The sequence below is a fragment of the Gemmatimonadota bacterium genome (genome assembly GCA_016704275.1).
Lineage (GTDB): Bacteria > Gemmatimonadota > Gemmatimonadetes > Gemmatimonadales > GWC2-71-9 > Palsa-1233.
In genome coordinates this window covers 328,972-347,984 of record JADJAK010000001.1, presented here as the reverse complement: position 1 = coordinate 347,984, position 19,013 = coordinate 328,972, and the positions used below count along the sequence as shown (strand labels likewise).

Here is a 19,013-nt window from a genome sequence, read left to right as displayed (position 1 = left end):
GCGGATGCTCCGCCAGAGAATCGAGTCGCGGAAATATACCGCCCGATCTTCGGTGCGGTGTCAGCTTGCATCTCCCCCCCCAAGAAACTCCGCCACGTCAGCCCAGACCGACGGCATCACGCCCTCGCGAAAGAAGGCCCAGTGGCCCAAGGTGGCGACCCCGAACTCCTCGGGCCGCAGCCGCCGGTGCCGGACCTTCGCCCCGGCATAGGCCCCGATCAGGGCCTCGACCGCGCGTGGTGGCGCGAAGCGGTCGTCGCTGACCGAGTAGACCAGCAACGGCGATCGAACCGCGGCGTGGCCCGCCCATGGTCCGAAGCGTGCACGACGACGCCCCCACGCGGCCCAGTCGCGTGCCACGCCGCACGGCAGGTCCTCGCCAAGCCCGAACCACGATGACGGGAAGCGCCCGAGCACCGTCGCGAGCAGGGGCATGGCCAGATGCCAGAGCGGTCGCAACAGCAGTTGGCCGCGCAGGGACCAGTGGCCTGCCCAGCCGTGCTGCGCCGCGACCAGCACGGCACGGGAGACCCGATCGGTGTTCGCGGCAAGTCCGAGCGCCTGGCCACCGAACGAGTGCCCGACAACGAATACGGGGGCGCCGTGGTCGCGGCGCGCTGCCCAGCAGATCGCGGCGGTGAGGTCCCGCTCGCCCCAGGCACGCATCGTCAGACGACGGTCGCGCCAGCGTGCCTCGTGGCGCGAATCGCCAATGCCGCGCCAATCCCAGGTGAGCACCTCGAATCCCGCGCCCGCCAGGAACTCGGCGAACGCTGCGTAGTAGCGCATCCGCACCCCGGTGGCCGGTGCGATCACCACCACCCCACGCAGCGGGGCGCGCGCCCGATACCGCGTGGCCGCGAGCGGATAGCCGTCCTCGGTCACCAAGGTGAGCGGGGCGATGGCGGCCCCGAGCGATGACCCTGCGTCGACGGACATCGGTTACCGCACCCGCGCAGTGGCGTAGAGCACGTCGCGCCCGCGGCCCCCCCCTTCACGCCGGACCCCCCCGGGCTGCCCATCAAGGGACACCCCCGACGGCCGCCCGCCCCGGCGGATCGGCCGCGTGGTCAAAGGACCGGGCCACGCGGATGATGGATTCGAAGGACTGCATGCGCTGCTCCCCGATGGTGTCTGGGAGGAGATGCGCAGGGCATGGGCGGGGGGCGACATGGGGAGGGGGTGAGGGAGGTGAACGGTGAACGGGGTGGCTCCGGGGATTGTCATCCTGAGCGAAGTCCGCGAAGCGGACGAAGTCGAAGGACCTCTCTCCGAGCGCCGGGAAAGAGGTCCTTCGACTGCGCGCCGGCTCCGCCGTCGCTCCGCTCAGGATGACACGACGCGGGCCCCCTCACCCCTCACCCCTCACCACCGCCACCGTTCACCGTTCACCGTTCACTGTTCACCGTTCACCGTTCATAACTATCTCGGCACCCGAAAGATCCGATTCCACCTGGTCGCCGTGAAGAACGGGAACGGCCGGTAGCTCGTGCCATCCCACGAGTAGTAGATGATCGCCGGCGTGCCCCGCACATTCTTGCGCGGGACAAAGCCCCAGAAGCGCGAGTCGCGCGAGCCGTCGCGGTTGTCGCCCATCATCCAGAGCGAATCCTTCGGCACCAGCAGCGGGCCCCAGTCGTGAATGTCCGGGAGATACTTGTCCGGCTCGGCACCGATGTAGTGCGACAGCTGCAGGTCGCGCATCTCCTGCCGCGTGCGCGGGTCGAGCGTCCACGTCGGGTTGGTCTGCTGGATGTAGGGCTCCTCCAGCGCCTGGCCGTTGCGGTAGAGGACACCCTGCTTCATCTGCAGCGTGTCGCCGCCAACGCCGATCAGTCGCTTCACGAGGATCGAGTCCTCGATCGGCGACATGAAGACGACGATGTTGCCGGCCTTCGGTTCGCGCACCGCCGGCGTCCGGACGTCGATCAGCGGAATCTTGGCGCCGAAGAGGAACTTGTTGACGAAGAGCACGTCGCCGACCATCAGCGTCGTCTCCATGCTCGGCGACGGGATGAAATAGGCCTGCACGACGAAGGTGCTCAGCACCAGCCAGATGCCGAACGCCCATGCCGCCGCCTTGATCCAGTCCAGCAGTGACTTCCCCGCCCCGCCTTTCGCCACGACCCCTCCCTCGTGCCTGATCTGCCCCGGCGCATCCGCGCCACCCATGGTGGAGGATGCCCCGGTCGTGCGTCAGGCTCAAGGGGCGGAGGTCATCTCGCCCGAGGCGTTTCGCAGCCGCGACGCCCACTTGGCCCGGAGCTTCGCCACCTTCGGGGCGATCACCGCGGCGCAGTAGGGCTGCGCCGGGTGCCGCCGGAAGTACTGCTGATGGTGGGCCTCCGCCGGCCAGAACGTGTCGAGCGGGGTCACCTCGGTGACGATCGGGCGCGGAAAGACCGCGTCCGCCTCCAACGAGGCCACCAGCGCTGGCGCCACGTCGGCTTGCCCCGCGTCGTGGGTGTAGATCGCCGACCGGTATTGCGTCCCGCTATCGTGTCCCTGGCGGTTCAGCATCGTCGGGTCATGGATCGTGAAGAAGATCTCGAGCAGGTCGTGGTAACTGATCACCGCCGGATCGAACTCGACTTGCACGACCTCTGCGTGTCCGGTGATGCCAGCGCACACCGCCTCGTAGGACGGCGACGGCACATGCCCGCCCGCGTACCCCGACACCACCGCCGTCACGCCCGCCACCCGCTCAAACACCGCCTCCAGGCACCAGAAGCAGCCGCCACCCAACGTCGCCAACGCCATCTGCCACTCCTCGCCGTGCATCACGGCAAATCAAAATCCCAGGCCGCCACGCGCCCCGGTCCGAACCGCAACCGCGAATGCTGCCCCAACCGATAGATCGGATTGGCCGGCACCGCGCGCGTCAGGTAGAACTCCAGCCGGCGCAGCCCCGGCTGATTCCACGCCGGCACGAATCGCAGCCGCACCCCATCGGCCAGCAGCACCACCAAACCCTCGCCCTCGTCGACGACCTGCAGCCCACCACCACGCAGCGCGTTCCGCAGCCGCCGGATTTCCTCGACCGGAATCGCCAGCGTCGCGCCGGTGATCTCGGAGAAGAGCCGCTCCGTCGCGAAGTGTGGCCGCAAGGCGCGCACACGATCCTGATGGTCGACCGGCAACGAATCCCATTCCGCCAGCCGTCGGTAGAGCAGCGGGTGGTAGGCATCGAGCTCCACACCGAACATCGCATCCGTGGCGCCACGCACCGCCCAACGGAGGTACCACGGCGCGGCGTGCTGCCCATCGGGCCGCCCCACCGCACCGCTGTCAAACACAACCCCATCGCGCCGCCACCCGGCGACGACCCGTGCGACACTGCTCGCATCGTCGTTCGTCAGCCCCAATTCGATCGACGCCGGACCGACCCCGCGCACCACTTCGAGCCAGTTGCGACGGCCGGTGAAGAGATGGCGCAGCGTGGTCGTGCCACCACCGTCGACGCGGACCGAGTCGAACGCGGAGAACTGCTCGCGCAGGAACGGCGAACCATGCACGTCCTTCCAGGTGGCCGAATCGAGACCAACCCGGAGGTGATGGAGCACCAGCGACGGGATGCCCTGCGCCGCCAACGCCATCGGCGCCAGCAGCAACGTGAACAGTACGCCAGCAAGACTCCGGCGGTTCCCTGTCACGGTGCCTCGGCCAGCAGTGCCTGCAGGTCAAAGGGGTCGAGTGTCATCGCGAGTTCGCCCTGCTCGTCGCGCGGCCATTCCGCCATCGGCCGATCGCGATAGAGTTCGACGCCATTGCCATCCGGATCACGGAGATAGATCGCCTCGCTCACACCATGATCCGACGCCCCCTCGAGCGGGATCCCGGCCGCCATCACGCGGCGGAGCGCATCGGCGAGGGTGGCGCGATCGGGATAGAGGATCGCCACGTGATAGAGCCCGGTGCTGCGCGGGCTCGGCGGCGAGCCGCCTCGGCTTTCCCAGGTGTTGAGGCCCAGGTGATGGTGGTAGCCGCCGGCCGAGAGGAAGACGGCCGACTGCCCCATCCGCTGCTGGACTTCGAAGCCGAGGACGTCGCGCCAGAAGCCAAGCGCGCGCTCGATATCCGCCACCTTGAGGTGGACGTGACCAATTGAGACGCGTGGGTCGATGGGATTCATGCAGGAATGCTACCTTTAGGGGGTCGGAAGTCGTAAGTCGTAAGTCGTAGGTCGTAGGTCGTAGGTCGTACGTCGTAGGTCGTAGGTCTGGGTGGTGCGGGTCCCTGGTCACTGGTCACTGGTCACTGGTCACAGGTCACCCTTCTCCCGTTCACCGTTCACCGTTCACCAGGATCGTTCCCATGTCCGCCCTCCTCATCCCCGCCGTCCTCGTGGCCTCGCTCCTTGCCGCACCGCTCGCCGCGCAGACCACCAGCATGCCGGCCGGGCACCAGCACACCCCCGGGATGACGCACCCGGGCACGGTGCTGCCGACCGAGGCCGGGCAGGACGCCTTCGCCGCGATCGCCGAGGTCGTCAAGCTGCTCGATGCCGACCCGATGACCGATTGGTCGAAGGTCGACCTCGAGGCGCTCCGCCGGCACCTGATCGACATGAATGTGGTGACGCTCAAGTCGTCGGTGCAGCGCACCCAGGTCGCGGGCGGGTTGAGCATGGACGTGACGGGTGATGCCGCGACGGCGCAGTCGATCCAGCGGATGGTCGTGAACCACGGCAAGATGGTCGACGCGATGCCTGACCTGGCCGCCACCACGACGGTGATCCCCGGCGGCGTCCGGCTCGTCGTCACGGCCGAGCGCAACGACGATGCCCGCACCGTAGCGCGTATCCGCGGCCTCGGCTTCGCCGGCCTGCTCACCCTCGGCAATCATCACGTCGAACATCACCTGCAGATTGCCAAGGGCGAGGGCGGCGCCCACACCCACTGAGCGCTCGCGGGTTCAGCGCCTCGTGATGCGATAGATGCCGACGATGCTGGTGCCATCGTCGGCATTGTCAATCGGGAAGAGGACCAGCTCGTTGCCGAGAAAGCCGAGAGGCGCGGGCCGTCCGGTGACCGTGCCCAGGTAACGGCCCTCGGCATCGAAGACGTCGACCGCCGGCGTCTCCCCCTCGAAGGTGTAGCGTTGCACCCAGAGCCCGCCGTCCGGTGCTACCACGACGTATTTCACCAGCGGAATCGTCGGCGCAATCCCCAACTTCTCGGCGACCTCGGTGCTCGGGGTCACGCACGACCGTCCGCCGCCGAACATCACCTTCATGCCCTCAGGGTAGAGACGCGCGGCATCGGCCGCGGTGGCCGGCGCCGGGGTGATAGCGCGGCGCACGCTGCGCACGAGACGCGTCCCCTCACGCACGTTCACCACGTAAGTCGTCTGCGGCGTCGTGGCCAACTGCCCATTTCCCATGCCCCACGCCAGTTGCCCCGTGAAGAGCGGGGGGATCGACAGCCCCACGCACGAGAGCATCACCATCTTCGGCGCCGGTCCGATGGTCGAGTCGATCGACACCGTCCCCCGGGGCGTCCGCACCTCAAGGCGCGTGGTGCGATGGATCGAGTCACTCACCTGCACCAGCGCGATGGTCGTGTCGCCTGTCATCTGCGGCACGCCCCATGGGAAGCCATGCTCGGCACTCCACTTCGTCTCGGGCAGCGGCGCACCGTCGGGTCCCCAATGCACCAGCGCCATCTTTTCGTAGTCGAAGGCGAGCAACCGGCCACTGCCATCCATCGTGATCCCCGAGGGCGCCTGGATCTCGCCAGGCCCACCGCCCTTCGCCCCGACCGAGCGCAGCCAGGTGCCGCTCGAATCGAAGAGCTGGATCCGGTTGGTGCTCTCCCAATCGAGCACCGCGATCGTGGCGCGGCGATCGGTCGCGACCACCCCGCTCGAGGCGCGCGTGAACGACGCCACGCCGCTGTCGGCGCCGCCGATGCGATGGACTTCGGTGAAACTCCAGGGGAGGGCGCTGTCGACCGCCGGACCGGTCACGATCGCGACGCCGGCGGAGTCAGTGGTCGTCGAGAGCGAGGGCGCAGTCGCCGTGCCACCGCAGGCAGCAAGGAGGACCAGCGCGGCAAGCGCCGCGGGGCGGGAATGGATCACGAGGACTCCGAATAGGGGGATCATCGAGTGGATGCCCCGAACCTCGGAACGGTTGCGGCTACGCCTCGTCGGGGCGGCCCCGCGCGAGGAATGCAACAAGGGCCGCGGCGAGCCGCTCGAGCCGCGCATCGGTCAGGTCGCGATCGACATCGAGCCGCTCACCGGCGACAGCCCATTCGATGTCGGTCCACCGCGAGATCAGCGAGGCACCCGACGCCCGCGCGCACTCGATGAAGAGCACCCGCTCCTCGCCTTCCCAGACCAGCCGCAGGCGCACGTCGCCGAGGCCGTACTCCGCCGAGGCGCTCGCCTCGCTCCCCTCGGAGTATTCGCGCGCCATGCAGCGGAAGCCGTGCGCCTCGAAGAGCGGACCGAGGTAGAGCGAGGCGCGCGTGAACGGCTCCGACGGCGTGTGCGCGGGCCGCTGCACTTCCATTTCAGGCGATTCAGCCACGTTCAGCCTTCGGAAAGCGCCGCATCCAGCGCGCCACCGCCACCAGGTAGGTGCGCAGGAACTCGCGCGTGTTGTCGTCGGTGAGCTTCCCCTCGGCGTCGAACTTCTTCTGCGCCGTCGCCACCAGCACCTGCGGGAACGGCATCGTTGGCGCGTTCAGCGTCGCGAGCGTCTGGCGCAGGATCGCCTGGGCGCGCGTGGTGCCGATGGTGCCGTCGGAGGCGCCGAGGATCGCGGTGGGGACCTCGAAGAGGCCGTGCGGCATCGGTCCGCGCGAGAGCCAGTCGATCGCGTTCTTGAGGCCGCCCGGAATCGAGTGGTTGTATTCCGGCGTGCAAATCAGCAGGCCGTCAGCCGCGCGGATCCGCTGCTGCAGCGCCCGCACCTCGGCCGGCGGCACGCCGTCGACCTCGAGGTCGGTGTTCAACACGGGGAGATGCCCCCACTCCAGCACCTCGATCACCATCCCCTCCGGTGCGAGCGGCGGCAGCGCGGACAGGAGGGAGCGATTGAAGGACCCTTTGCGAAGGGAGCCACAGAGGGCCACGAGGTGCAGCGCATCAGCCATGGGGGAACTCGGTGAAGTGAGGAAGTGGCCCGCAGTCAGCGGGCCATGTCGGGCAACGGCGTGAGGCGCGACTCGATCTCGGCACGGCGCGACTCGAAGAACGGCGGCAGGATCAGGTGGTGCCCCAACTCCTCGAGCGGGCCATCGACCGTGAAGCCGGGTCCCTTCGTCGCAAGCTCGTACAGCACGCCACTCGGCTCGCGGAAGTAGATCGACCGGAAGTAATGACGATCAATCACCGGCGTCGAGGACACCCCTCCCATGGCGAGCCGCTCGACCCAGAGCTCATGCTCGGCCGGTTCGGTCGACCAGGCCACATGGTGCACGGTGCCGGCACCAGGGCGGCTCGCCTGCATCGGCGGATTCTCGAAGGTGATCCAGCCGGTGCGCGACGGCCCCGTGATGCGCCACTCCTGCTCGCCGACCGGCTCAGCTCCCATCACCGCCTCGAGGACGCGCCGGCTTCCCGCCACGCGGCCGCCGTAGGCCCGCACGCCATCGAAGCCCTGCAGCGCCATTGCCGCCGGAATCTCGGGATGGTTCGCGACCAGTGGTGCATCGGGAACGCTGGTGACCACCAGCTGCAGGCGCAGCCCTTCCGGATCGGCGAAGTCGAGCACGTCGCCCTCGCGGGCAATCGCGATCCCCTCGGCGCCGAGTCGTGCGGCCCAGAAGTCGATCGCCGCGGCCGAGCCGACGCGGAAAACGATCAGGTACACCATCCCCGCGCCGGCGCGGCCGGGCAGCGCACCCGGGTATTCGAAGAAGGTCAGGTCCGAGCCCGGCGACCCGACGTGGTCGGCGTAGAAGAGGTGATAGACGTACGGGTCGTCCTGGTTCACCGACTTGGCAACCAGGCGCATCCCCAGCACGCGCGTGTAGAAATCGAGATTGGTCGGTGCATCACCGGTGATGCACGAGATGTGATGGATGCCATCGAGTCGCATGAACTACCTCCTTGCGATCCTGTACGCCGCCGCTCGGGGGGAAGGTTCCCCGTGGCTACTTCTTTTTCTTCGGAGCCCGTGCCGCCGCCTCGCGCGCGAGGTCGACCCACGGCCGCAGCCCATCGAGATCCTCAAGCAACTCCCCGGGGACGGCAAAGTAGTTCATCGCCGCGCCGTCCTCGCCGAAGGGGCGGAACGGCGGCCAGCCGGCCGCCTCGTACCGGGCCACCGAGAGCTTGTCCCCCTTCAGGTAGAGTTGCTCGTCGTCGAGCAGGGCAAAGGTCCCCTCGGCGGTCCGGAACGAGAGCCCCCCGAACATCGCCCGCGAGCGGACGGACGGGGCCACGCGGCCCAGCTGTTCCAGAATGAATGCTCCGAAGCCGGGATCTACTGCCATGCGAGCCTCCGCGCGGGTAACCAATAGCCAGTGACCAGTGACCAGTGACCAGTAACCAGGGGTAGGTCGCTAGGGCCTGGTCACAGGTCACAGGTCACTGGTCACTGGTCACCGTTCACCTCCGGAAAGCTACATCCTTCACCAGTAAACCATTCCCCTACCCCGACTGGCTTCAGGCCCCCCTATTGCGCAAACGGCTCCCGGGCAGTTCATTTCCTCCGTTGGCCTCCGTTCCCGCTGGGAAAGGACAGGTCTCGCGGGGCCAAATGGCTCCGGGCCACACGGATCGGACGGCGAGTGCCGCTCTTTCCGGAGACCGACCCCGCCGCGAGGGGATGATCGCGAACCTGTAGTCGGTCAGCACGGCATAGCCCGGACTCCGATTACACCATCCAGGAGTAGGGCAATGCGTGTCACCGGCACCGTGAAGTGGTTCAACGACGCGAAGGGCTTCGGGTTCATCACCCCCGAGAATGGCGAAAAGGATTGCTTCGTCCATCACTCGGCCATCCAGGCCCAGGGCTTCAAGTCGCTCGCCGAAGGCGAGCGCGTCGAGTTCGACATCGTGCAGGGCCAGAAGGGCCCGGCGGCTGAGAACGTCGTGAAGCTCGGCCGCTAAGGCCAAGCGTCGGGGCTTTCGAGCCACGACACCGGAAGGCCCCCAGCATCTGATGCTGGGGGCCTTCTTGTATCCATCGACCCACGGTCGATTCAGCTCGCGACCATGTAGCTGCATCCCGCCTGCTGCGCACGCATCACCCCGAAGACGCCAGACGGCTGCAGGATCACGCCGGGGATCAGCCCCTCGAGCGCCTTGGTGCGCGCCTCGTCCTGCTTCAGCTTGTGCTTCTCCGCCACCATCCCGACCATCTGCCCGAACGCCATGTTGCAGGCGAGGATGATCCCGCCGCTCTTGAGGAAGGCCTCGAGCGTGTACCCCGCCCACTGCGGCGGCGTCCCGGCCGGCGCCACGCGGAACGGATTGACCTCGGTCCACTTCTTGGTCTGCTGGTCCTTGATCTTCTCCACCTTGCCGAGCTTGTACTCCGCCCAGAAGGCATCGCTCATGACCATCGGGATCGCGGAGTGTCGGATGACCAGTACCGACGACAACTCGTCGATCGGCGTGCCGTAGATGGTCTTGTAGTTCTCGCGCCAGATGATGGCGCGGAACATCCCCGCCCCGTCATGAATGTCCGGCGAATCGAAGACGGCCTTTGCCTTTCCCTTCACGCGGTCCACCCAGGAGACATCCCAGTCCCCGGCGATGGGGACCAGATGCTCGGGCGGGGTCACCGCACCATGGAGTGGAACGCCGTTCGCCGCCGCGACCGCGCCGACGCCGAGGCTGGAGAGGAAGTCGCGACGGGAGAAGGGCATGGGGGGCTCCGTGAGATGGTGAAGAATGATTGGATGATTCCCCGGACTGTCATCCTGAGCGAAGCGGCCCATCGGGCCGCGCAGTCGAAGGACCTCTCTCCGTCCAAAGGTCCTTCGACTTCGTCCGCTGCGCGGACTTCGCTCAGGATGACAACTCTTGGGGACCTACGACCTACGACTACTTCGGCAACCTACCAGGCGTCGCCGGCGCGCCGATCCTGTCCAGCTCCGCATCCACCGCCGGCAGTTCCGTGACCAGTATCGGCTTCAGCTTGGCATACTCGATCGCAAACGCCGCCGAGGCAATGTCGTACTGCTGGATGTTGCTCCCCGTCGGCCGCTGCGACCCGCTGGGGAAGGCACCACCTGCGTGGGTGCGAATCGAGACCGGCACCTGCTCGCCGCGCGCCGAGTTGACGTCGTCGCCGTTGATCTCGCGCAGGATGCCAAGCAGCTGCGTGTCGAGCGCGCGCACCCGGGTGCGCAGCGCGGCCGGCGCCGAGGGCATCTGGTCGAGCACGCGGACGATCGCCGCGAGCTTGGTGCGCGCCGTCGTGGCCGCCTCCGACGCCTGGCCGATGTCACTCGAGAGCTGTGACGCCTTAGTCCGGAAGGCGAGGTTCGCATCACGATCGGCCAGCGTCAGCGTCGAGGCCGGGTCCGCGACGACATTGAAGGTGACCGGCGTCGAGCTCGGCGCGAAGACGCCGCGCTCGCGCTTGCCGATCACCACCGTGTAGCTCCCCGGCGGAACGGCCGCGAGCCCCGCCGCACCACCACCGCCACCTCGACCACCGCCTGCCGCTGCGCCGCCACCAGCTCCCGCCGGCGCCGGCGCCGGATCGGCCGGCGTCTCGAGCGAGCCGCGCAGGTCCCACGTCCAACGCTGCATCCCCTTGGCACCGCCGATGTTCGCGAGGCGCCAGACGCGGCCCTTCGCGTCGGTGACCTGCGCCGCCATCGTGATCGGCTCCTCCGCCGCCTCGGCGAGGAAGTCGGCCGGCGTCGGGTAGACGATCGGCTTGTTGGCCTTCTCGGCCGCCTTCTGCGCCTCGATGCGCTTGTCCTTAAGCGACTTCCAGACCTGCTCCTTCAACGTGTACACCACGGTTGCGCCGAGCTCCGGATTGGCCGCACCATAGAAGGACTCGCCCATCGACGCCTTGGCCCCACCGCCAAACTGGCCGCGCCGCTGGATCGCCGCGGCATCGGCCACCGGGAAGACATGCACCGGCTTGTCGAGCAACGCCGGGTCGAGCGTCCGGAGCAGCGAGTAGTCATCGACGACGTAGATGGAGCGGCCGAACGTCCCGAACACCACGGCGTTGTCACGCCGCTGGATCGCGATGTCGCGCACCATGATCGTCGGCAGCCCGGGCACCTTGAGCCACTTCTGCCCGCCGTCGAAGGTGACGTAGGCGCCGAACTCGGTCCCCGCGAAGAGGATCTTCGGGTTGACGTGATCCTCGGCGATGGCATAGACCCCACCGCGCTTCGGCAGGTCGCCGGCGATCGAGGTCCACGTCTTCCCGGCGTCAGTCGTGCGCACCAGGTACGGCGCAAAGTCGCCGTTCTGGTGGTTGTCGATCGCGGCGAAGGCGGTTCCGGCGTCATGCACCGACGCAATGAGCCGCTGCACGTACCCATTGCTCGGCACGCCCGAAATCGAGTCGACCTTCCGCCATGCGGCCCCGCCGTTCTCCGAGACCTGGATCAAGCCATCGTCGCTGCCGACATACAGGAGCCCTTCCTGCTTCGGCGACTCGGCCACCTGGGAGATGTTGCTGTAGAAGGCGGTGCTCTGGTGCTTCGCGACCGCTTCCGGTCCCCAGACCTTCCCCATCACCGGGAGGGCGTCGCGGTTGACCTGGCGCGTGAGGTCGCCCGAGACTGCCGTCCAGCTGTCGCCCCGGTCGTCGCTCTTGTAGAGCCGCTGCGACGCGGTATAGAGTCGGCTGCTCTTGAACGGCGAGATGATGATCGGCGTGTCCCAGTTCCAGCGCGACGGCGCCTCGCCCCGCAGCTCGCGCGGGCGGATGCCGACTGCCTCGCCGGTGCGGTGGTCGTAGCGCACCATCCCGCCGTTCTGCGACTCGGAGTAGATGATGTTCGGATCGGTCGGATCAATGCGCGAGACGAAGCCGTCGCCGCCGGTGGTGATGAACCAGTCCGAATGCATGATGCCGTGGTTGCTCTTCGTCGACGTCGGCGCGCAGAAGGAGGCGTTGTCCTGCGTCCCGCCGCAGACGCGGAACGGCGTCGAGTTGTCGACGTCGATGTCGTACATCTGCGCGATCGGCAGGTTGCCGAAGAAGGTCCAGTTCTCGCCGCCGTCGCGGCTCTCGTAGAGCCCGCCATCGTTGCCGTTCAGCAGGTGCTCGCCGTTGGCCGGGTCGATCCAGAGCGCGTGGTTGTCGACGTGCTTCGACTTCTCGCCGACGCCGCGCCAGGTGGCGCCGCCGTCATCCGACACCTGCGTGCCGACGTCCATCGAATAGACGCGATCGACCTTGTGCGGATCGGCCACCAGCACGGCGTAGTACATCGGCTGCGCCGTGTAGGTGCTGCGGCGTTCCCAGGTGAGGCCGCCGTCCTGCGAGCGGAAGATGCCATTGCCGTTGTCGCCGGCCTCGACGGTGGCATAGACCACGTCGGGGTTCACCGGCGAGACGGCGAGGCCGATCTTGCCCAGGTTTCCACCGGGGATGCCGCTGGAGATCTTGCGCCACGTCTTGCCGCCATCGGTCGAGCGCTGGATCGAGCTCTCCGGGCCGCCGTTGATCAGCGTCCAGTAGTGCCGACGCCGCTGCCACGTCGCGGCAATCAGGACGTCGGGGTTGCGAGGGTCGAACACCACGTCGGTGACGCCGGTCTGCGGGCTCACCGTGATGATCGACGCCCACGTCTTCCCGCCGTCGGTGGTCTTGAAGAGGCCGCGGTCGCCGCCATCGGCCCAGAGCGGCCCCTGCGCCGCGACGTAGACCACATCCGAGTTGCGCGGGTCCACGACGATCTTGCCGATGTGCTCCGACTTCTCGAGCCCCATCCGCTTGAACGACTTGCCGCCGTCTTCCGACCGGTAGACGCCGTCGCCGTAGCTCACGCTGCGCTGCGACTGGCTCTCGCCGGTGCCGACCCAGACCACTTCCGGGTTGCGCGGGTCGAGCACCACGGTGCCGATCGAGTAGGAGCCGTAGCGATCGAAGATCGGCGAGAAGGTCGCGCCGCCGTTCTCGGTCTTCCAGACGTTGCCCGAGGAGGCGCCGATGTACCAGATCGCCGGGTTCTTCGGATGCACCACGATGCTGCTCACGCGGCCGCCGACGAACGCCGGGCCGATCAGCCGCGGCTTGAGGATCGACCCCAGCGCCGCCGCAAACGGATGCGGCTTGGTGGCGGCGGTGTCGGCCTTCGCCCCCTTGGTGGTGTCGGGCTTGGCCGACTTGACGCTTTCGGCCTTCGCCTTCGGCGTCGCGGGACGTTGGGCGGAGAGTGGGAGGGACACAGTCAACAGCAACAACAGGGATCCTGCCTGGGCAGCGCGCAAGACAAACCTCACGAGAGAGTGGTGCGAAAGCACCCGTTCACCGTTCACCGTTCACCGTTCACCGTTCACTGGTCACTGGTCACTGGTCACCGTCTCCTGCGCGGCGCTCCAAACAACGCCCCCATCAACGTCCGCGTAATCGTCCCGACCACGGTCCTCGTCAGCGGCGACTTGAGCACCTGCTCCGCCATCGTCGGCGGCTCCTTCGGGGGGCGCCCGCTCCGTGTCGGCACCGGGATCGGCGCATTCGCCGCCGCCTCGGCCGCCTCGCGCGCCACATCGGCCGCCCGCTCCGCGAGCAGTTCGCGAGCGCTCTCACGGTCAATCGCTTTGGCGTAGTGGCGCACCTGCTTCGATCCGGCCAGACGCGCGGCCATCTCGTCCGGCGTGAGCGGCGCCATCCGGGCGGCGGGCGGGATCAGCCGCGTCGCGAACGGCGGCGTCGGGGCGCCGCGCGTCGTCAGCGTGGTGATCAGCGCCTCGCCGGTGCCGAGCGTGGTGAGCGTCGCCTGCACGTCGTAGAAGTCGGTCTTCGGGAAGGTGCGGGCCGCCGCGCGGAGTGCCTTCTCGTCGTCGGGGGTGAAGGCACGCAGCGCGTGCTGCACCCGGTTGCCGAGCTGGGCGAGGATGTCGGCGGGGACGTCCTTCGGGCTCTGGGTCACGAAGAAGACACCGACGCCCTTGGAGCGCACCAGCCGCACGACCTGCTCCACCTGGTCGGTGAACGCCTTGCTCGCGCCATCGAAGAGCAGGTGCGCTTCGTCGAAGAAGAAGACCAGCTTCGGCTTGTCGATGTCGCCCACTTCGGGGAGCGTGGCATAGAGGCGCGCCAGCATCCACATCATGAAGGTCGAGAAGAGCGCCGGCTTCTGCTGCACGTCCTGCAGCTCGAGGATGCTCACCAGGCCGCGGCCATCCGATTCCACCGAGAGCAGGTCCTGCAGGTCGAACTCCGGCTCGCCAAAGAACGCCTCGGCCCCCTGCTGCTCCAGCTCCACCATCTCGCGGAGCAGCACGCCGACCGTCTGCTTCGACATCCCGCCGTAATCGGCGAGTTCCTTGGCGCCGTCGCCGGTCAGGTACTGCAGCACCGCGCGGAGGTCGGTGAAGTCGAGCAGCAGGAGCTGCTTGTCGTCGCAGTACTTGAAAACCAGCGAGAGCACCGAACTCTGGGTCTCGTTGAGGCCGAGCACCTTGGCGAGCAGCAGCGGGCCGAACGACGAGACGGTGGCGCGGAGCTGGGCGCCGTGGGCGCCGGTGAGCGAGAGAAACTCGACCGGGAAGCCGCTCGCCTTCCAGCCAAAGCCGGTGTCGGTGGCGCGCTGGGTGACGCGAGAGCTCGCCTCGCCGGGCATCGCGACGCCGGAGACGTCGCCCTTGATGTCGGCGAGGAAGACCGGGACGCCGGCCGCTGAGCTGCTCGGCCATGAGCTGCAAGGTCTTGGTCTTGCCGGTGCCGGTGGCGCCGGCGATCAGCCCGTGCCGATTCATCATCGGCAGCGGGACGGTCACCAGCGGTTCGGCGTGGCATTCCCCTTCGTGGAGGACGGCGCCGAGGGTGATGGTCGGGCCGGTCGTCGGGAAGGCGGCCCGGGCGGCGTCGAGAACCTTGGGATCCATGCGGGTGCTCCATCGGAAGGGCGAGCGGGACCGCCAAAGGTCGCGCCGAACGCCGTACCGGGGCAACCGCCCGGGGGTCAGGGGACCAGGCCGATCCCGTCGGGGCCCGCCCCGGTCGCCATCCAGCGGGTCAGGGTGGCGGTCGCGATGTCGAGTTCGGCCACCTTGGCGACGCCGTTCATGGTGATCCAGGCCTTCCCCCCCTTGGGCGAGACGATCAGGCCGAAGGGTGCGGCGTTGCCGCCGTCGGGGTCGGTCACCGCGATCTTGGCCTTCACGGCCCGCGTCTGGGCATCGAAGATCCAGATCTCGTTGCTCATCGGGTTGTTGACGATCGCGGTCCGGGAATCGGGCGTGAAGCCGATGCGGTACGGGAAGCCTGAGGTCTGCACCGAATCGACCACGGCGCGCTTGGCGAGGTCCACCACGAACACCTTGCCGGTGTTGTTGCTCCCCATCCAGACCATCTTGCCGTCGGGCGATGCGGCGATCGCCTCGGTCTGCGTGCCGACCTTCACCACGGCGGGCGGCGTGTCCCCGGCGAGGTCGACGATCGACAGCGTCCCCGGCGTGATGTTGGCCACATAGGCGGTCTTGCTGTCGGGCGAGAGCGCCACCATGTGCCCCATCGTCTGCCCGGTTGGCTCCTCGCGGACGATGGTGCCAGCCACCACGTCGACCAGCACCAGCGCGCCACTTCGCTCGGCCGTCACCACCAGGGTGCGATGGTCCGGCAGGAACGCCGCGCCATGCGGCCGCACATGCGTCCCGAAGGTGATCGTCCGTGCCACCTTCCGCGCGGCCACGTCGATCACCGTCAGCGTCGTGCCGCCAGGCCCCGCGGCGCCGTAGTCCGTCGCCACCGCCCACTTCCCGTCGCGCGACACTGCCACCTCGTGGGGGCGTTGCCGGTCGGCAGCGTCGCCACCGTCTTCCCGTCGGCCAGCGTGATGATCGAGGCGGTGCTCTCGTTCTTGTTGGTGATGACGAGAGACTGGGCCGATGCCCCGACGGCGGGGACGATCAGGAGCGCGAGGGCGAGGGGGAGGCGCATGGGGGGGGTCCGATGGCGGGGATGTCCTTTTCAGCCGCGCATGTCAATGCGCGGCGCGAATGGGCCAGCGTCCGTCGCGGTGGGTCTTTTCAGCCGCGCATGCCTGCCCTGAGCAGAGCGAAGGGTCAATGCGCGGCATCTCCGATGAACGACGTTGCCGATTCCGCATTGTGACGATTGATCGTTGAAATTCGTTTCATTCGGGCCGCGCATTGACATGCGCGCCTGGTAATCCCCACATCACCCCATTCACGGCCGCGCATTGACATGCGCGGCTGAAAGGCCCGTCATCCTCGTAAACGGATACCCCCCGCACCCCGTCCTCGGCGCGGCGCGGTTCGCGGGCGGCGTCGCCTCGGCGGCGGCGCGGGTCGGCGCGTCATAGGCGGTCAGGCACCACGCCCAGAAGTAGGGGGGCATCCCCGTGAGCGGCATCCAGTCGATCCGGCTCCACCGCCCCTTCTCGGCGGAATTGGACGAGTCGTTCTGGGCGATCAGGTACTGCCCGGCCGCATCCCAGCGCGCGATATGATAGCGATTGCGGCTGCCGTGCTGCCAGAGCGTGTCGCCGATGACGTGGCGGGTGCCGTAGTCGTCGACGAAGGCACCGACAAGCAGCGCGGGCACGCGCGCCGGCGCCGGGGCGAGTGGCGGGGATGAGTGGCAGGCGGTGAGGAGGAGCAGCAGGAGTGTCGCGCGTTGAACAGGCATCACGGCAATCTAGGCGGTGCGCCCAGTGACGCGGAGAGCTCACGGCCAGGCGGCGGACTTCCACCCCGTCACTTAGTCGATGCGGAGGCTCTATCGGGCTTGAAGGCAACGCGCACAATGCTTTGCGTGCCGTCTGCGTCAAAGGCGACCCCGAGGCCGCTGCTGCCACGGATTGACCATTGGTAGAACTGGACATTGGTCGGCCAGCGAACCACAGCTATCTGGCGGCCTGTCCGATCATACAAGTCTGCGACGTTGTCCTGTGCCTGAGTAGACGCGAGTTGGACCCAGAGGCGGCCCTCCAAGTCAAAGCCGATGTCCATGATGGGAGGCTTCGCCTGCGGTACCCGGAGGTCGATCGACGATCGGCGGACACCAAGCCTCCGTGCCTGATCGGCGATGGCATTCTCGGCGGAATCGCGCTCAACGCGACCAATCGCAGGCCCTCGGACGTCACGCCGGATCGTCCTCATGAGCTTGCCGCCCCGGTCATACCAATCGATGCGATACTCACCGGAGTATGCAACGACGAACTCACCACCCAGACCCACCTTGCGAAGTGGCACTCCGGAAAACGGCTCAACCAGTTCGGTGAATGCCCCGGCCTTCTCCTTCGAAGCCACTCTCACTGTCTTTGGAACACGGGCCACCGGAGGAACGACTACCGCGTTTGAGGTCTTCCCATCGGCATCCATATCGGCGATGGTGAGATCAACTGAACCGGGCCTCGAGCGTGATTGCCAGACGTGGATCAACTGGCCGGACGGCCCCCAATGCGGGCGGCTCGTCGGCGTCTGAGACACCTCGGGCATCTTGATGGTGCGCGATAGCTGGGCGGGCCCAGTCAGTGAGTACACGGAATAGCGGGAAAGCCCGGCGTCGCGAACCCACAGTTGACCGACCGCATCAAGCGACAGGCAACAGGGGAATCGGAAATCACCCGGGCCCTCGCCGGACCTCCCAAATGCTTGCAGCAGTCGGCCTGCAGCGTCATACACGCGAACACGATCCGCCTTCGGCTCAGCGGCAAACAGCCTTCCGTCAGAAGCGAGGTACAACCCGCTTACGGCCTCAAACAAGTAGTCTGGGCGTGATTCAGCAGGACCACCAATGGAAAGTTCGATGCTGCCCCGCAGGCTGCCCGACCCCACGGCTTGTCCCAACACGGGAGCGGGCAGTAGCGCGAGGAGTCTCAGGGAATAGACACATTGACGGATCATCTGGCCCAAGTCCGAATCGATGAAGGGCGGGTAGGCGCGGCGCACACCCGATGCGGCAGATGCACGCCACGCTGTAGCTACCACCTCAGGCTGGCCAGCACCCGCAGTACCTCGGTGTCCACTTGCAGCATGACGTCTTGGGGGTCGGGCACTCGTTGAGTTCCTCCCAGGTGACGTCGCAGCCGTCCGGCCCGATGGAGCACACAGCGTTCAGTCCACCGCCGTCGCAACCATTCTCGCCTCCCGATTCGGCCTGTGCAGGCTTCAGTCCGACAAGGCTAAGGGTCAGGACAACGGACGCACAAAGCAGGATCCTGCGACTCGAGAACATACAACCTCCGTATCGTGGAGTGGAACAGCCGTGGTGAATCCACGGTGGCTGCAGGGTGCTACTTCAGCACCTTTTCGATCTGCTCAACGGTTGGTGTCCCCGAAAAGGCCCAACCATTCACGATTACGGTCGGTGTCCAGCTGAGCCCGATAGAGGCACCGAGAGTGGAATCAGCCACTACACGCCGACGGGGGCTCTCGGAGTCCATACAGCGAAGAAATGCGAGTGAATCAGCGATACCAGAGCGGTTGGCGATCGCACTCCAAGGGAGTATTCCAATCGAATCCTGACGCTCGAACACGGCATCGTGGTATCCGGAAAAACGACCTGCATTGTACGCGCACACAGCACCCAAAGCAGCGGAAAACGCATGCGGATGAGTTTGACTCACGGGAAAGTTGTGGAAAACCAATTTCACATCACCCGAATGTCGCTCCTCAAGCTGTGTAAGGACCTTGGCAAAGGTGCGGCAAAACGGGCACTGAAAGTCGGAGAATACGACGACAATGACCTTCGCTCCGACAGGCCCCCGCGTCAGCCCACCGACTTGCACTCGTTCCCAATCATCAAATCGACGGGGCTTTGATTGTCCCGCCTGCGGACTGCCGTATCCCAATTCCTGGCGAACATAGAATCCGACCGCAACCAGCGCGCAGCAAACCATCACAATGGTCAGGATTGACTCAAGTCGCTTCATACAGGA

General features: G+C 67.1%; 19 protein-coding genes and 1 pseudogene. 2 read left to right on the top strand and 18 right to left on the bottom strand.

Annotated elements, in window-relative coordinates; genetic code table 11:
* Positions 1 to 60: 60 nt before the first annotated feature.
* From IPG05_01635 to IPG05_01615, 5 genes are all read right to left on the bottom strand, one after another.
* On the bottom strand, positions 61 to 939 hold the full coding sequence (locus IPG05_01635; protein ID MBK6493801.1) for an alpha/beta fold hydrolase: 879 nt from the start codon (positions 937 to 939) through the stop codon (positions 61 to 63).
* A gap of 483 nt (positions 940 to 1,422) precedes the next feature.
* Positions 1,423 to 2,172 (bottom strand): signal peptidase I, encoded by a 750-nt coding sequence (gene lepB / locus IPG05_01630; protein ID MBK6493800.1) that lies wholly within the window; start codon positions 2,170 to 2,172, stop codon positions 1,423 to 1,425.
* A 30-nt stretch (positions 2,173 to 2,202) separates the two neighbouring features.
* Positions 2,203 to 2,760: a peptide-methionine (S)-S-oxide reductase MsrA gene (gene msrA / locus IPG05_01625; protein MBK6493799.1), complete on the bottom strand. Its 558-nt coding sequence runs from the start codon at positions 2,758 to 2,760 to the stop codon at positions 2,203 to 2,205.
* 20 nt (positions 2,761 to 2,780) lie between these two features.
* Positions 2,781 to 3,653 (bottom strand): hypothetical protein, encoded by an 873-nt coding sequence (locus IPG05_01620; protein MBK6493798.1) that lies wholly within the window; start codon positions 3,651 to 3,653, stop codon positions 2,781 to 2,783.
* Positions 3,650 to 4,132 carry a VOC family protein gene (locus tag IPG05_01615; GenBank protein ID MBK6493797.1) on the bottom strand — a complete coding sequence of 161 codons (483 nt, stop codon included), beginning with the start codon at positions 4,130 to 4,132 and terminating at the stop codon, positions 3,650 to 3,652. The genes IPG05_01620 and IPG05_01615 overlap by 4 nt, the downstream gene beginning before the upstream one ends.
* Before the next feature lie 182 nt (positions 4,133 to 4,314).
* On the opposite strand from IPG05_01615, the gene IPG05_01610 reads away from it, so the two are divergent.
* Positions 4,315 to 4,902: a hypothetical protein gene (locus tag IPG05_01610; protein ID MBK6493796.1), complete on the top strand. Its 588-nt coding sequence runs from the start codon at positions 4,315 to 4,317 to the stop codon at positions 4,900 to 4,902.
* A 12-nt stretch (positions 4,903 to 4,914) separates the two neighbouring features.
* On the opposite strand, the gene IPG05_01605 is transcribed toward IPG05_01610, so the two are convergent.
* From IPG05_01605 to IPG05_01585, 5 genes are read right to left on the bottom strand one after another with little or no spacing between them, the layout of a single operon-like run.
* Entirely contained in the window at positions 4,915 to 6,081 is a 1,167-nt protein-coding gene (locus IPG05_01605) for a hypothetical protein (protein ID MBK6493795.1), read from the bottom strand.
* A gap of 58 nt (positions 6,082 to 6,139) precedes the next feature.
* Positions 6,140 to 6,535, bottom strand: coding sequence for a hypothetical protein (locus IPG05_01600; GenBank protein MBK6493794.1), 396 nt, complete (start codon positions 6,533 to 6,535; stop codon positions 6,140 to 6,142).
* Positions 6,528 to 7,103 (bottom strand): NAD(P)H-dependent oxidoreductase, encoded by a 576-nt coding sequence (locus tag IPG05_01595; protein ID MBK6493793.1) that lies wholly within the window; start codon positions 7,101 to 7,103, stop codon positions 6,528 to 6,530. Before IPG05_01595 ends, IPG05_01600 begins: the two co-directional genes overlap by 8 nt.
* A 35-nt stretch (positions 7,104 to 7,138) precedes the next feature.
* On the bottom strand, positions 7,139 to 8,050 hold the full coding sequence (locus IPG05_01590) for a VOC family protein (protein ID MBK6493792.1): 912 nt from the start codon (positions 8,048 to 8,050) through the stop codon (positions 7,139 to 7,141).
* 55 nt (positions 8,051 to 8,105) lie between these two features.
* The gene (locus IPG05_01585) at positions 8,106 to 8,447 is read right to left on the bottom strand and encodes a TfoX/Sxy family protein (GenBank protein MBK6493791.1); all 342 of its coding nucleotides are present in this window, start codon (positions 8,445 to 8,447) and stop codon (positions 8,106 to 8,108) included.
* 406 nt (positions 8,448 to 8,853) lie between these two features.
* Here IPG05_01585 and IPG05_01580 point away from each other — a divergent pair, with 406 nt between their 5' ends.
* Positions 8,854 to 9,066, top strand: coding sequence for a cold-shock protein (locus tag IPG05_01580; protein MBK6493790.1), 213 nt, complete (start codon positions 8,854 to 8,856; stop codon positions 9,064 to 9,066).
* A gap of 92 nt (positions 9,067 to 9,158) precedes the next feature.
* On the opposite strand, the gene IPG05_01575 is transcribed toward IPG05_01580, so the two are convergent.
* The 8 genes and pseudogenes from IPG05_01575 to IPG05_01540 all read right to left on the bottom strand — a co-directional run bounded on the left by IPG05_01575 (position 9,159) and on the right by IPG05_01540 (position 19,007).
* Positions 9,159 to 9,827 (bottom strand): hypothetical protein, encoded by a 669-nt coding sequence (locus IPG05_01575; GenBank protein ID MBK6493789.1) that lies wholly within the window; start codon positions 9,825 to 9,827, stop codon positions 9,159 to 9,161.
* A gap of 178 nt (positions 9,828 to 10,005) precedes the next feature.
* Complete coding sequence (locus IPG05_01570; protein MBK6493788.1) at positions 10,006 to 13,338, bottom strand: glycosyl hydrolase; 3,333 nt, start codon at positions 13,336 to 13,338, stop codon at positions 10,006 to 10,008.
* A gap of 122 nt (positions 13,339 to 13,460) precedes the next feature.
* Positions 13,461 to 14,994 (bottom strand): annotated as a pseudogene (locus IPG05_01565) (DUF853 family protein).
* Positions 14,995 to 15,071: 77 nt separating this feature from the next.
* Positions 15,072 to 15,881, bottom strand: a complete 810-nt coding sequence (locus IPG05_01560; protein MBK6493787.1) for an SMP-30/gluconolactonase/LRE family protein — start codon at positions 15,879 to 15,881, stop codon at positions 15,072 to 15,074.
* Entirely contained in the window at positions 15,812 to 16,048 is a 237-nt protein-coding gene (locus tag IPG05_01555) for a hypothetical protein (protein ID MBK6493786.1), read from the bottom strand. The genes IPG05_01560 and IPG05_01555 overlap by 70 nt, the downstream gene beginning before the upstream one ends.
* A gap of 249 nt (positions 16,049 to 16,297) precedes the next feature.
* Positions 16,298 to 16,759: a hypothetical protein gene (locus IPG05_01550; protein ID MBK6493785.1), complete on the bottom strand. Its 462-nt coding sequence runs from the start codon at positions 16,757 to 16,759 to the stop codon at positions 16,298 to 16,300.
* 68 nt (positions 16,760 to 16,827) lie between these two features.
* The gene (locus IPG05_01545) at positions 16,828 to 18,024 is read right to left on the bottom strand and encodes a hypothetical protein (GenBank protein ID MBK6493784.1); all 1,197 of its coding nucleotides are present in this window, start codon (positions 18,022 to 18,024) and stop codon (positions 16,828 to 16,830) included.
* Positions 18,025 to 18,368: 344 nt separating this feature from the next.
* Positions 18,369 to 19,007: a thioredoxin domain-containing protein gene (locus IPG05_01540; GenBank protein MBK6493783.1), complete on the bottom strand. Its 639-nt coding sequence runs from the start codon at positions 19,005 to 19,007 to the stop codon at positions 18,369 to 18,371.
* Positions 19,008 to 19,013 lie beyond the last annotated feature (6 nt).